The following is a 12,977-nucleotide window of genomic DNA, read 5'->3' on the forward strand; positions in this document are numbered from 1 at the left end:
TCAGTTGAAATCCAGACACTTTATTTTTAAACGAAATCGGAGTTGACCAAAATGCTGCTTTACCATGGTTCGCGAAACATTATCAAACAACCCGTTTTTGGAACGGGTAATTCACACAATGACTATGGACTTGGATTTTATTGTACGGAATCCATTGACCTTGCAAAAGAATGGGCTTGCACTGAAGAGACGAACGGATACGCCAATAAGTATGAAATTGATTTGTCGGGATTGACGATTATAAATCTCTCGTCAGACGACTACAATATTCTCAACTGGCTTGCACTGCTTGTAAACAACCGTACTTTCAGAATTACCAGCGATATCGCCACAGAAGGAAAACAATACCTTACAAAGGTTTTTCTGCCCGACACAAGTGACGCTGACATCATTGTCGGCTACCGCGCCAACGATTCTTATTTTTCTTTCGCCAACGCGTTTCTCAATAATGCGCTGTCGTTCGAACAATTGAGCAAAGCGATGGTTCTGGGGAAGCTGGGCATGCAGACGGTCTTGAAGTCGAAAAGAGCCTTTGGGTGTCTACGCTTCAAAGACGCCATTTCTGCGGAAAAGGAAGTCTATTATCCGAGCAGAGCGAAAAGAGATCTAGAGGCCCGGCAAGCATATAGGACCATGCAGTCAATCGCCCGCGCCGCTGACAGTATTTACCTCATTGATATCTTGCGAGGAGGTTGGAAAAATGACGACGCACGCTTACGCCGAAACATATCTGAATGACGCGATGAACAATTTGGGCGACATGTTCGATTACGCCATCAACGACTGCGGTTATGCTCCCGGTGATTTTTTCGATATGTTTATTTTAAGCGAGGTCGCACGTTATGTCGAACACGGAAACCCGAAATATGTTGCCGGATTGTCCGGCATAGAACTTGCCGATAAAGTTACCGGTCGAAACTCTGAACCGGTTCAAACGGCAGTTTGCAATATTGAAAAGAGCGCTGAATATTGGGCCGGTTGGGCCTTGGCGTATTACCAATGGATTACGGGCAAAAGTTTCATTGAAATAAAAAACAAGGGACTCACATTTCAGAAAATTCTATCACTGTATCCGACATTACACGAGGCGGACTTGTCAAAATTTGTGCAGGTTGCGGAGGAATATTATCCTCAACAGGATCCCGCCGGAAGCGTTTGAGAATGGATCAATCAAAAAATAACATATTCAGAGGAGGATAAAATGAAAGACGTGCATGATTTTTTGAAGAAGGTCGGAACCTATTACATCGCCACCATTGACGGCGACAGCCCGAGAGTGCGCCCCTTCGGGACAATCCACCTTTTTGAGGAGAAGCTTTGGATACAGTCAGGGAAGAAAAAGGATTTCGCGAAGCAGGTTGCTGCCAATCCCAAAGTGGAATTGAGCGCCTTTGATGGAGAACAGTGGCTGAGGATGTCCGCGACCCTTGTGGAGGACAATCGTCAGGAAGCGCAGGAGAGTATGCTGAATGAATATCAATCGCTGAAAAGAATGTATACCGCAGGCGACGGCAATTGCGTCGTTTATGCCCTGAAAGACGCGACGGCGACCTTTTACAGTTTTACTGCGGAACCCCGCGTCGTGAAATTCTGAGAATCTTCAGCCCTTCGGAGAATATCTTTCGTCGACGACAAATAAGGATTCTTGATGATACAAAATAGTATCCCGCCTTATCTCTTTTGTCCTGCAACCTGAAAGAGCAGGCCGCGAAAGACTTCGAAAATCTGCAGAACGTCATGTCCGGCGAATTCACAAAAGACGGACAGTTCAACTTCGGGGCCAAAATATTGCTTCCAATTTTTGGAACAATGTGGTATACTATGGCTGAGGTGATATCATGATTATCATGAAACTCAAAGCAGATAATTTGTATTGTTTTGATGACTTTGAACTTGATTTTTCCTATCCGAAGAAAATCGTAAAATCAACCATAGAATACGAATACCTGGAAGAAAGGCCAAATTTTCGTTTTAAACGGGTCAATATTATTTTTGGCGCCAATGCAAGCGGCAAGACGTCAATGGGACGATTGATGAGGGATATCGCTGGTTTTATTGCTGGATTTCCCGCTCCATTTGGATTGGGGGATAAAATAGCTGACAAAGCAAAGACAGCCTCATGTGAGTTTTGTTTTGTCTTTCGCCTGACACTTTACAGGTTTTATTTTACAATAAATGATAAAACAACGTTATCTGCGGGATTGGAAGCTACTGAAATCAAGAATAACGACTCCTTTGAGAACGCTTTTTCAAAGTTGACTGAAATTGCGCATTTTGATTCCGATGATACTTTTGAGACAAAGGTAAATGAAAGCGCCAGGATTATTGCCTCCCTGGATGCCATCAGAACGTGTTTCTCCTATCATTTGTATCTTTCCAATTTATATGAAGAATCACAGTACGCCTTGCAAGCCAGTCCGGATAGAAACCATTTGTCTGAAACCATGGATATTGTTTTGAGAACGTTTGATCAATCGATACTCCGTGTAAAGAAACTTGAAGAAGCGCAGGAATCTTCATACATAGAATTCAAAAACGGAGATAAAGTGTTGATTCAAGACGGCAAGGTTGTCAATCCTTCACGCTTGTCCAGCGGAACACTGGAGGCAATCAAAATCGCGCATTGTGTCGAACGGATACGTTCACAAACAAGCGCTGTTTTCTATATAGATGAGATTTTTTCCCGGACGCAAAGTGATCTTGAAATCGCAATTCTGAGCGTAATGATCGAATTGCTGGGAAAGCAATCGCAGCTTTTTTATACCACGCACAATACCAATATTCTGGAAATGAATCTGCCGATGCATGCATTCCTCTTCCTGAGAAAGAAAAATAAAGTGGAAGCCATCGACCCCGGTCGGGTAATCAAAAAAAACGACAGAAATCTCAAAATCGCTGTGGAAAATGATGTGCTTCGGACGATACCGAATACTGATTTATTGGATAGGCTTTTCGAGGTGACCGATGAAGAAAAGGAGAATTTATAGTGAACCTCCGGTAGTCTATTTCGTGGAGGGTGAAACTGAGCAAGCTGTAGTCGACGCAATCAAAGGAACGTACATCCTACCGGGAAAATCATACGTACTCCCGATTGCCCAAAAAGGAAGAGAACGCTCAATCAGAGAAAAAATCCGGCAACTGAAGCCAGATACAATCTGCGTTCTGGTATTTGACGGCGATATATTTAAAAGAAAAACAGGAAATTATGAGCTTCTGATGTCTAATATAAAATTGTTTCAAAATGCCCCGAATTTGAAGCAGACAATTGTCGTGTGTCAGAACATAATCTCGAGGATGAATTGGTCAAAGCGACGAATCTGAAAAGTATCAAGGACTTGTTGAATTCAAAGTCAATTGCTGAAGTAAAAGGGGATATCATCAAAAATGAGGATACCTTGCTGGACTTCATCGTCAATTGCAGGAGCGGATTCCTCACGAGTATGATATTGTCAGCGGCGCCATGGCAAACGATCAGATCTGGAATTACATCGCGGATTTTATTTCTGGCATATTGACAAGAGAACAGTTTTGGGTTCTCGCCAAATTCAAATACCCGACCAATCAAGTGGCGTTTTGCACAGAGCGCGCGTTGTCTTTCGTTAAATTTATAGGTTCCTACGAGGTGAAATCATGAAAGGAAGAGAAAGGCAAAAAGAAAATGATTTATTCTTTGTCTGCTCAGTCATTGAATATATAGGACGTATGACAAAAAACAACCGAAGTGAGATTGTTTCAAAAGTAGGAAAAACGGAGTTGCAGAGGTTAATGGACCTGGCCGATGTATTTCATTGTGAACCGATTGAAAAGACCGCGTCAGAATTGATTGATCGTTATGGGATAACGGAAGGAAATTTTGACAATGTTGCGGAATGTAAGTATAATGTTCCCACATTTTTCGACATCGGCAAAGTATATAAACGTCTTGTCCTTTCTATTGCCCGGGCAGAGAATTTACCCATTATTGACGCGTTGATCAAGGTGTATTCTTCATGGGTTGACAAAAAAATACAAGACTATAATTCCAGTATGTATTTTGAAAATCCGGAATATTTATTTGAATCCTACAAAGCGGGATATCCATTATAATTCCCGATCCTCTTTCAAGCGAAAAGCAGTCTGTTATTACAGGCAAGGTGAGGCGTTATGAGGGAATTGCCCAATCGTAAACCCAATAGGTTGACAGGATATGATCATCGGAATTATTAAGGAGCCCACGCATGAAAATCACGGACGTTTTAAAGAAAAAATTCGGATATGGCATGTGTCGGATTTTACCCAAAAACCGCAAAGAATTTCTCGATGTTTCCGGAGTGGGGAAAGCGAAACTTGACCGGTATGGCGACCTTTTCCTGGAAGAAATCAAAAACTGGAAGATAGAAAACGCAACAAAAGGAGCTGAAAATGGCAAAAAGCCGAATTGACACCGCGATTCAAAATCACAACAAAAATTACAACTGCTGTCAGTCTATCGTCTGCGCATACTCGGATCTCGCCGGGATTCCCGCGAAAGACGCTTTTCGCATGACGGAAGGCCTGGGTTCGGGCGTCGGCGTGTATTCCATCTGCGGCGCCGTCAGCGCCATGGCGGTACTGGCTGGGCTTCTTAACAGCGACGGGGATCTGGACGCGCCCGCGACCAAGAAAAGCACCTATGAAATTGATCAGCGCTTGATTGAGCTTTTCCGCGACAAGCACGGATCCATCGACTGCGTGGATCTGAAGGGAATCCGGGAAGGTTCCGCGCCCATTCGCAGCTGCATGGGCTGCATCGTGGACTGCGCCCGCATTGTGGAGGAAAACCTCTTTCCCGGGCGGTTTGACCCCTACGCGGGGGAGGAGTATTGAAAACAAATTCAGGAGGAATAATTATGGAAAGAAAAAGAGTGACGGCGATGTATTTCAGCGCCACCGGCACAACGGAAAGAATTGCCCTTGCCATCGCGAAAAAAGTCGGCGAAGACCTGGGGCTTCCCGTGGAGAAATTTGATTTTACGCTACCCAACGTCCGGGCGGTCAAAAAGGCCTTCGGACCGGAAGATATTGTGATTTTCGGAGCGCCTGTCATCGCGGGGCGGGTCCCCAATGTTCTCTTGAAGTACCTCGGAACCCTTGCGGGAAACGGCGCCCTCTGCGTCCCCCTTGTCCTCTACGGCAACAGGAATTATGACGACGCGCTGATCGAACTCAGGGACATCCTCGCCCAAGGCGGCTTCAAACCCGTAGCCGCCGCAGCCTTTATCGGAGAGCATTCATTTTCGGATATTCTCGGCAAAGGGCGGCCCGACGGGAAAGATCTCGATGTCGCTTGCGATTTTGCGGCCGGAGTGGCGAAAAAGATTTCCGGCGCGGATTTTGACGAGGACAAGCTTGTGGCGGTAAGAGGCGAGACGCCCATCCGGCCCTACTACCAACCGAGGGATTCCAAGGGCAATCCCATCGATATCCGGAAAGTCACGCCCAAAACAAACGGGAAATGCGTCAATTGCAAGCTTTGCGCGATCGTCTGCCCCATGGGCTCCATCAAGTACGAGTATGTGGGAGAACTCCAGGGAATCTGCATGAAATGCTGCGCCTGCGTAAAAAAATGCCCCGTCGGGGCAAAGTATTTTGACGATCCCAATTTTCTCTATCACAAGGAGGAATTGGAGCTGCAGTACGCGAGAAGAGCCGAACCGGAGACATTCCTCTGAGTTATTTTTTACTGATCAAAATCAAGCAACTGTTGGGCGCGAGGACGTAATTTCCGATAATGTCCTCCCCTTCCCCGGTAAAATCCGTTTCCCGCTCTATGGCCGTATCGACCAGGACGCGCCATTCCGTTCCCGCAACGGGCGCGGGCAGCACAAACGTCAGCGGACTGTGATAGGAATTGAGCGCCACGTGGAAGCGGACGCCGGTTTCTCGGTCAAACAGCGTAAAAGCAATGCTCAAAGACGTCCGGCTGAAATCGGGCGCGTTCAAATTCACTCCATGGAGCGCCACATCGTATTCATCGCCGCCCCGGAGGTTTTCCAGCTCAAGATAGACGGGATTTCTGAAGATTTTGTATTTTTTCCGCAGGGCGATCATGTTCCGGACAAAGGCGTGGATATCGGAAAAATTGCTCTGGGCCCTATCCCAGTTGATCCAGGTCGAAAAATTGTCCTGGCAGTAGGGGTTGTTGTTGCCGAACTGCGTATGGCCCAATTCATCCCCCATCCGGATCATCGGCGTCCCCTGGGAGATCAGGAGGATCAGGAACATATTTTTAATCAGTTTTTTCCGCAAGGCCCGTAAAGCGGGGTTGTTTGTAATGCCTTCCTCGCCCCAGTTGGCGGAAAAATTCTGGTTTTCGCCGTCGTTGTTGTTTTCACCGTTATTGAGGTTGTGCTTTGTATTGTAGCTCACGAGGTCCATCATCGTAAATCCGTCGTGGGAAGTTACAAAATTGATGCTGGCGCCGGGTTTGCGCTCGTCTTTTTTGAAGAGATCGGGGCTTCCGAATATCCGCTTCAAGAGCTCCGGAATCTGCTCAAAATCTCCGTGCACAAAACGTCTCACCACATCGCGGTATTTGCCGTTCCATTCGCTCCAGCCCCTCGGCATGTCGCCGAGATAGTAGCCGCCCATGTCCCAGCTTTCCGAGATCAGCTTCGCGTCTTTGAGGACAGGGTCCTCCGCGATGTCGTCCAGGATCGAGGGGGAGAGCCATTGGCCGTCGGCGTCCTTCCCGAGGATGGACGCGAGGTCAAAACGGAAGCCGTCCACGCCCACAATTTCATACCAGTAGCGCAGGGATTCCATGATGATGCGTTTTGAGATCGGCGCGCTGCAATTGAAGGTATTGCCGCAGCCCGAATAATTCTTGTAATCGAGGCGGTTTTTCTCAAGCATATAAAAGGTCTCCCGGTCCATGGCCTTGAAGTTGTAGACGGGGCCCTTCCGGTTCCCTTCGGCCGTATGATTGTAGACGACGTCAATATAGACTTCCATGCCCTTTGCGTGCAATTCCCGGACAAGGGCTTTCAATTCGGCGATCTCGTCGGCGCCGTCCCCAAGGGAACTGGACGAGTATTTTTTCGTAGCCGCGAAAAAGCCTATGGGATGGTAACCCCAAACATTTTTCAGCGCCTCCCCGGTCAGGCTCTTGTTGAGGGTCTTGTCGTCCCATTCAAAAACCGGCATCAGCTCCACGGCGTTGACGCCGAGATCCCTGAGCCAGGGAATTTTCTCCGCGAAGCCCGAATAGGTTCCGGGGGCCAGCACGTGAGAATTGGGGTTTTTCGTAAAAAAACCGATATGGGCCTCGTAGATCACAAGGTCTTCTATCGGTATGCGAAGGTGGTTCGTCTTGTTTTTTGTTTTCCGGACCACGATATTTTTTTTCTTGTCGTACTGCCCGTCGCCCGTATAGGAAAGGGCGCAGGGGTCCAAAAGTTCTGGAGATTCATCGATAATCCACGTATACATGGCGTCTTCTTTGAGATTTTTCACAAAAATATGCCAGATGTCTCCCGTTCTGTTTGCGGAAGGATCCAGCACAAAGGTTTTGTCCGGCGTCAGATCAATATTGTTGAAATAGAGATTCAAGGTAACCTGTTCGCAATTTTTTGCGTATATCGCAAAATTTACGCCATCGTCCCGAACGCTTGCCCCAAGTTCCGGGGCGCCCTTTTCCGTCAAATACATATCATCACCGATCCTCTGAACATAGTTAAATTATATAATAAACGGTTTGAAATGTCAACGACATAGTGATATTTGTCGGGATTGAACAAAAATAAATACAAAAAATACAAAATTTTGCTTGCAAAAATTCTTGTTTTGTAGTATACTCTACACAAGTTTTTAACTTTTGGGGGATACTCATGTCGCGTACCGTCGTCATTATCAGCATACTTCTCGGTCTATTGCCCGTCATTGGAGCGATGGACTTTATGCTGTATAATCCGGTTAGGTAGCGAACAAGGGGAAAAAGCGTATCCGCGGACTTCCCCGCGTAATCATCAAGCAAAGACGGCAACCTGGCTGAAAATGAGCAGGTTGCTTTTTTTATCACAGACTGACGGGGTGAATATATGACTTAGCGTAACGACAGCGATTGCATTACGGAAAAAGGCTACAGGCAATATCATATTGAAAAGGAGTGAGAACATGTTACTGTTTATTTTTGCAATGAGTCCGATTCTGCTGGTTTTGATCGGCATGATCGGTTTCAATCTTTCGGGAAAATACGTAGGTCCTGCGGCTTCCGTCTACGCGGCGATTATTTGTATTCTCTATTTCAACAAAGCGGATTATATGGTGACAAACGGTCTGGCCAAGGTGATCGGCGTCGATTATTACCAGGGGGCCAAAGAAGGCTTCAAGATCTTCTGTCTGATCTGGCCGGCCTTTATTGTGCTGAAGACGCTGATGAATACCGGCGCCATCGAAAAGATCAAAGAAGCGCTTTCGGGCGTTACGGATGACAAACGGATCCAGCTGATCTTGATCGGCGAGCTTTTCGTCGTGTTCCTCGAAGGAGCGGCGGGAGCGGGCAGTCCCGCGGCCGTGGCCGGTCCCTTCCTCGTGGCGCTGGGGATTGATCCCGTGCTTTCTGCGGCCATTGCCCTCATCGGCGACGGCATCTGTACGTCTTACGGCGGCGCAGGGCTCTCGACGATCGGCGGCGGGGCCTATCTCGTTCAGCAAGGCGTCGCGACCGCCAAGATGAACGGTATGATGGCGGCCCGTCTCCACATCTGGGGATATATGATCGCGCCCGCGCTGATGATTTATCTCGTGTATGGGCGGAAAGGGTTCAAAAACCTCAAGGGCTACCTGCTCTGGGCAAGTTTGTCGACGCCCGTGGTACTGATTTTCACGACTCATGTGCTGGGTCCGGAATTTGGCAGCCTCGGCACAGGAGCGATTTCCCTCGCTCTTTCGGCGGCCTTCCTGATGTTGGTCAAATTCAAGACGCCCGAGGAATACAAACAGACCGTCACCCTGACCGCGCAGAGCAGCCAGTATGGGAAATTGCAGGCCTTCGCGCCTTACATCCTCATCGTGCTGGGCCTTCCCATTGTGCGCTTTACGGTACCCTGGAAGATCCTCACGATGTTCGGCTATATCGTATGGGTAAATACGGTGCTCTTCCTCTGCTCCTTCTTCGGGGCCATGATCCTCAAAGTCAAACTTTCCGACTATTTCAAGATCGTGGGGAATTGTTTCAAGACCCTTTTCCCGGCCTTTATCACCATCGGCTCCCTGCTCGTCGTGAGCAGCCTCATGAACCACTCGGGCATGATCCGGATCATGGCGGAATACTGCGCCCGGATCGCGGGCAGGATCTATCCGGCCATGGCGGTACTCATCGGCGGTATCGGCGCCTTCATCACGGGCACCTGCCTCGGCTCCAATATCATGTTTGCCCCCATGCACCTGATCGCGGCCCAGAACCTCAACCTGAACGTCCTGACCATCTTCGCCGGGTCCAATACCGGCGGTTCCCTCGGGAATATGATCTGTCCCAACAACGTTATCGCGGCGGCGGCCACTGTGGGCGTCATCGGAAAAGAAGGGGCCATTATGAAAAAGACCTTCAAAGCCTTTTTCTTCCTGATTCCCGTCTATATGGTCGCGACGATGATCTATACCTTCATCGTTTTCCCCAACTGGACGATCTGATCGGAAAAAACTGTTGGAAAAATGCGAAAAAAGAGGTATAATGTGTCAGATCATCCAAACGTAAAAAGGAGGAAAATGTAAATGGATATTCAAAGAAAAAAGATGGGCATCATCGGCGCTGGGCACGTGGGAAGCCATGTGGGCCTGGTCCTGAGCCTTCAAGGGGTATGCGACGAAATTGTCATGGTGGATATTGATAAGGACAAGGCCTATTCCCAGGCCCTCGATTGTATGGACGCCGCGCCTTTCTGCCCGAACCGGGTGACGATCACGGCCGGCGAAATGGCCGATCTCAAAGACGCCGACATGGTCGTGATTTCCGTGGGATCCATCATCGCCGGAGACCGGCTGGCCGAACGCGACATCTCCGTGGGCCTCGTCAAACAAGTGATTCCCGACCTGATGAAAACGGGCTTTAACGGATACATCCTGGTGATCACGAACCCCTGCGATATCATTACCTACGCCGTGTGGAAACTTTCGGGACTGCCGTCCCACAAGGTCATCGGGACGGGAACGGGGCTTGACTCCTCCCGTCTGAAGCGGATTTTGAGTAAACACAGCGGCGTGGATCCCCACTCCATCGACGCCTATATGATCGGCGAACACGGAGATTCGCAGTTCGCGGCGCTTTCATGCGCTTCCTTCGCCGGAAAGAAAATGACGGAATTGATGAAAGAAAAACCGGAAGTGTTCGGAAAACTGGACTTTGACGCGATCAGTACCGAAGCGGCCCAGGCCGGCTGGGAAGTCTTCAAAGGCAAAAAGAGCACGGAATTCGGTATCGCATGCACGCTGGCGCGGCTTGCCAACGCCATTTACCGGGATGAAAAGAAAATTTTCCCCGTCAGCACGCTCTTCAACGGCGAATACGGCTACAGCGGCGTTTATGCCGGCGTTCCCGCCGTCGTTGGACAGAACGGCGTCGAATATATCATCGAGCTGCCGATCAGTGAGGACGAAAAGAAAAAACTGGAGCGGACCATGGCGACAATCCGCAAACACGTGGAATCCACGGGATTATAAGACGCGCGGAAATTTTCCTGTCGAGCTTTTCCGACGCGAAATTTCCGATGGCGGACAAAAAGGGCGCGATGGCTTGTCGCGCCCTTTTGCCGTGTCATTTGTTTTCGCCGTTTTTCTATATGAACTTGCTTTCGCAAGCAGGGAATGACTGTATCAAGCGTTATGCGATTTCTTCCCGTAATTCCGCGCCGGCGTCTTCTCCGGAGACGGACGGGGAACCCTTTTTGGAGGATTTGAGCTTGTGCTCGGCCATAATCGCCAGAACCGCGGACTCGATTTGCGCAAACAGCGCTTTGTCTTCTTCGAGCTTGGCTTTGACATTTTCCTTGCCCTGACCGAGACGCATATCCCCGAAGCTGAACCAGGCGCCGGCTTTGGCGATGACGTTATTCTCAAGAGCCAGCTCAAAGATTTCCCCGGTCCGGGTGATACCCCTGCCGTACATGATCTGGAAGGCGGCTTCCTTGAAGGGCGGCGCCACTTTGTTTTTCGTGACCTTGACGATGGTTTCGTTACCGATCACGTCGTCGCCCTGCTTGACGGAACCGATCCGTTTGACTTCCATACGAACGGAAGAGTAGAATTTGAGCGCTTTCCCGCCGGTCGTGGTCGTCTGGGGCCCGAAGCCGAAGCCGCCGATTTTTTCCCGGATTTGGTTGATGAAGATCATGGTGGTTTTGGATTTGTTCAAGGTGCCCGTCAGTTTGCGCAGGGCCTTGGACATGAGTCTCGCCTGAAGGCCCATCTGCTGGTCCGACATCTCGCCGTCGATCTCGACCTTGGGGACGAGGGCGGCAACGGAATCGACGACGATGACATCCACGGCGCCGGAGCGCACGAGCATGTCGGCGATTTCCAGGGCCTGTTCCCCGTAATCGGGTTGGGAAATCAGAAGTTCGTCCACATCGACGCCCAGATTTTTGGCGTATTCAGGATCCAAGGCGTGCTCCGCGTCGATAAAGGCGCCGATTCCGCCGGCCTTTTGGGCCTCGGCGAGGATATGGAGGGCGATCGTGGTCTTGCCCGAGCTCTCCTGCCCGTAGACCTCGATGATTCGTCCCCGGGGAACGCCCCCTACGCCAAGGGCCATGTTCAAGTTCAGACTCCCGGTGGAAATGACTTCCACGGCCATGCTCTGACTTTCGCCCAGCTTCATGATGGAGCCGTCGCCGAAATCTTTTTTGATCTGCTTCATGGCAAGATCCAGCGCCTTGACTTTTTCAGGATTCAGGGGCTCCCGCGAAATTTCTTTTCCGCTCTCCTTGCCTTCTTTTTCTTTCAATTCTTTGATCTCTTTGATATTTTTGATCTCGCTCATGTTTTCCCTCCCTTCGATATGATCGCGTTTCATGGTCTCGCCGGTCTCTCCGGTCTTTTTGTTTTCTCCGCTTTCTCCGGCTTCCCCGGTTTCTTTGGCGTCTTTGATCAGTCTGATCTCTTTGTTTTCTTTGCTTTCTTTGTTGTCTCCCTTTGGTCTCGCCATGGCACACCCTCCCGTGTTGAAAAAATAAAACTATAAATAACTATATATACGAATTATAACATAAAATCTTATAATGTCAAGGCTTTTTTTTCAAATGAGCAAAAATTTTTCGACGCGGGAAATTTTCTTTTTGCTGAAAAATTACGCCTGATTTTCCAAAAAAAGCGTAAAAACTATAGACAAATCGGGAAATGAGGTGATATAATGAAATATATGGATCAAGAGGGCTGAAATGATTAAAGATTTTCTGATAAAAATGCTGTATCGCTGCTATTATGCCCGTTACCTGCTCAGCGAAATGGGGAAATCCGACCGGCACAAGGAATGGAGCACGGTCGCCGAAGGCTTCGTGGCCTTCAATAACAAGAGGGTTCTGCGGAAATACCGGAACGGGAAGGTTTCCCCGGACAGGATCCTGATTTTGCTGCCTCACTGTTTGCAGAGCAGTTTTTGCCCGCTCAGGATCACCACGGAAATCAGGAATTGTAAAAACTGCGGAAAATGCGTGATCGGCAGGCTCCAGCAACTTTCGGACACATACAAAGTCTCTACAAAAGTGGCGACAGGAGGGACTTTGGCGAGAAAATACATCAAAGAAATAAAAGCAAAACTGGTAATCGCCGTAGCGTGCAAACGGGATCTGATTTCAGGAATTTGTGATACCATCCCGGCGGTGGATGTCTACGGCATATTCAATGAAATAGTCAACGAACCCTGCCTCGATACCACGGTTTCCGCGGAGAAAATAGAGGCGGTCCTAGCGATGGTCTGCCAAAACTGAAGGGCGGGGTCAGTGGAGACTACAAATCAATTGGAG

Annotated in this window: 14 protein-coding genes; 12 read left to right on the plus strand and 2 right to left on the minus strand. The window is 48.8% G+C overall.

Features of this window, described 5'->3' with window-relative positions:
• Positions 1–51 precede the first annotated feature (51 nt).
• The 9 genes from LBQ97_07595 to LBQ97_07635 all read left to right on the plus strand — a co-directional run bounded on the left by LBQ97_07595 (position 52) and on the right by LBQ97_07635 (position 5,690).
• Positions 52–738 carry a DUF3990 domain-containing protein gene (locus LBQ97_07595; protein ID MDR1832574.1) on the plus strand — a complete coding sequence of 229 codons (687 nt, stop codon included), beginning with the start codon at positions 52–54 and terminating at the stop codon, positions 736–738.
• Positions 701–1,159 (plus strand): hypothetical protein, encoded by a 459-nt coding sequence (locus LBQ97_07600; protein MDR1832575.1) that lies wholly within the window; start codon positions 701–703, stop codon positions 1,157–1,159. Before LBQ97_07595 ends, LBQ97_07600 begins: the two co-directional genes overlap by 38 nt.
• Before the next feature lie 42 nt (positions 1,160–1,201).
• Positions 1,202–1,594, plus strand: coding sequence for a pyridoxamine 5'-phosphate oxidase family protein (locus LBQ97_07605; protein ID MDR1832576.1), 393 nt, complete (start codon positions 1,202–1,204; stop codon positions 1,592–1,594).
• Between the two features lie 253 nt (positions 1,595–1,847).
• Positions 1,848–2,987: an ATP-binding protein gene (locus LBQ97_07610; GenBank protein ID MDR1832577.1), complete on the plus strand. Its 1,140-nt coding sequence runs from the start codon at positions 1,848–1,850 to the stop codon at positions 2,985–2,987.
• 428 nt (positions 2,988–3,415) lie between these two features.
• Positions 3,416–3,634: a DUF3990 domain-containing protein gene (locus LBQ97_07615; protein ID MDR1832578.1), complete on the plus strand. Its 219-nt coding sequence runs from the start codon at positions 3,416–3,418 to the stop codon at positions 3,632–3,634.
• Positions 3,631–4,086 carry a hypothetical protein gene (locus LBQ97_07620; protein ID MDR1832579.1) on the plus strand — a complete coding sequence of 152 codons (456 nt, stop codon included), beginning with the start codon at positions 3,631–3,633 and terminating at the stop codon, positions 4,084–4,086. The genes LBQ97_07615 and LBQ97_07620 overlap by 4 nt, the downstream gene beginning before the upstream one ends.
• Positions 4,087–4,217: 131 nt before the next feature.
• Complete coding sequence (locus tag LBQ97_07625; GenBank protein ID MDR1832580.1) at positions 4,218–4,421, plus strand: HRDC domain-containing protein; 204 nt, start codon at positions 4,218–4,220, stop codon at positions 4,419–4,421.
• Positions 4,402–4,845: a C-GCAxxG-C-C family protein gene (locus LBQ97_07630; protein ID MDR1832581.1), complete on the plus strand. Its 444-nt coding sequence runs from the start codon at positions 4,402–4,404 to the stop codon at positions 4,843–4,845. The genes LBQ97_07625 and LBQ97_07630 overlap by 20 nt, the downstream gene beginning before the upstream one ends.
• Before the next feature lie 23 nt (positions 4,846–4,868).
• The gene (locus LBQ97_07635; protein ID MDR1832582.1) at positions 4,869–5,690 is read left to right on the plus strand and encodes a 4Fe-4S binding protein; all 822 of its coding nucleotides are present in this window, start codon (positions 4,869–4,871) and stop codon (positions 5,688–5,690) included.
• 1 nt (position 5,691) lies between these two features.
• On the opposite strand, the gene LBQ97_07640 is transcribed toward LBQ97_07635, so the two are convergent.
• Entirely contained in the window at positions 5,692–7,668 is a 1,977-nt protein-coding gene (locus LBQ97_07640; protein ID MDR1832583.1) for an isoamylase, read from the minus strand.
• 465 nt (positions 7,669–8,133) lie between these two features.
• Between LBQ97_07640 and LBQ97_07645 the strand changes: the two genes are divergently transcribed.
• Complete coding sequence (locus tag LBQ97_07645) at positions 8,134–9,651, plus strand: L-lactate permease (GenBank protein MDR1832584.1); 1,518 nt, start codon at positions 8,134–8,136, stop codon at positions 9,649–9,651.
• Positions 9,652–9,732: 81 nt separating this feature from the next.
• Positions 9,733–10,677, plus strand: coding sequence for an L-lactate dehydrogenase (locus LBQ97_07650; protein ID MDR1832585.1), 945 nt, complete (start codon positions 9,733–9,735; stop codon positions 10,675–10,677).
• 160 nt (positions 10,678–10,837) lie between these two features.
• Here the strand turns inward: LBQ97_07650 and recA are convergent, their stop codons facing one another.
• Positions 10,838–11,995 carry a recombinase RecA gene (gene recA / locus LBQ97_07655; GenBank protein ID MDR1832586.1) on the minus strand — a complete coding sequence of 386 codons (1,158 nt, stop codon included), beginning with the start codon at positions 11,993–11,995 and terminating at the stop codon, positions 10,838–10,840.
• 397 nt (positions 11,996–12,392) lie between these two features.
• Here recA and LBQ97_07660 point away from each other — a divergent pair, with 397 nt between their 5' ends.
• On the plus strand, positions 12,393–12,941 hold the full coding sequence (locus tag LBQ97_07660) for a DUF116 domain-containing protein (protein MDR1832587.1): 549 nt from the start codon (positions 12,393–12,395) through the stop codon (positions 12,939–12,941).
• Positions 12,942–12,977: the final 36 nt, after the last annotated feature.

Source organism: Fusobacteriaceae bacterium, assembly GCA_031272775.1.
GTDB lineage: Bacteria > Fusobacteriota > Fusobacteriia > Fusobacteriales > Fusobacteriaceae > JAISST01.

Coding starts and splice junctions, on each gene's coding strand:
- LBQ97_07620 (MDR1832579.1), top strand. CDS start 3,631: ATGAAAGGAAGAGAAAGGCAAAAAGAAAATGATTTATTCTTTGTCTGC.
- LBQ97_07605 (MDR1832576.1), top strand. CDS start 1,202: ATGAAAGACGTGCATGATTTTTTGAAGAAGGTCGGAACCTATTACATC.
- LBQ97_07650 (MDR1832585.1), top strand. CDS start 9,733: ATGGATATTCAAAGAAAAAAGATGGGCATCATCGGCGCTGGGCACGTG.
- LBQ97_07660 (MDR1832587.1), top strand. CDS start 12,393: ATGATTAAAGATTTTCTGATAAAAATGCTGTATCGCTGCTATTATGCC.
- LBQ97_07630 (MDR1832581.1), top strand. CDS start 4,402: ATGGCAAAAAGCCGAATTGACACCGCGATTCAAAATCACAACAAAAAT.
- recA (MDR1832586.1), bottom strand. CDS start 11,995: ATGAGCGAGATCAAAAATATCAAAGAGATCAAAGAATTGAAAGAAAAA.
- LBQ97_07610 (MDR1832577.1), top strand. CDS start 1,848: ATGAAACTCAAAGCAGATAATTTGTATTGTTTTGATGACTTTGAACTT.
- LBQ97_07600 (MDR1832575.1), top strand. CDS start 701: ATGACGACGCACGCTTACGCCGAAACATATCTGAATGACGCGATGAAC.
- LBQ97_07640 (MDR1832583.1), bottom strand. CDS start 7,668: ATGTATTTGACGGAAAAGGGCGCCCCGGAACTTGGGGCAAGCGTTCGG.
- LBQ97_07645 (MDR1832584.1), top strand. CDS start 8,134: ATGTTACTGTTTATTTTTGCAATGAGTCCGATTCTGCTGGTTTTGATC.
- LBQ97_07625 (MDR1832580.1), top strand. CDS start 4,218: ATGAAAATCACGGACGTTTTAAAGAAAAAATTCGGATATGGCATGTGT.
- LBQ97_07595 (MDR1832574.1), top strand. CDS start 52: ATGCTGCTTTACCATGGTTCGCGAAACATTATCAAACAACCCGTTTTT.
- LBQ97_07635 (MDR1832582.1), top strand. CDS start 4,869: ATGGAAAGAAAAAGAGTGACGGCGATGTATTTCAGCGCCACCGGCACA.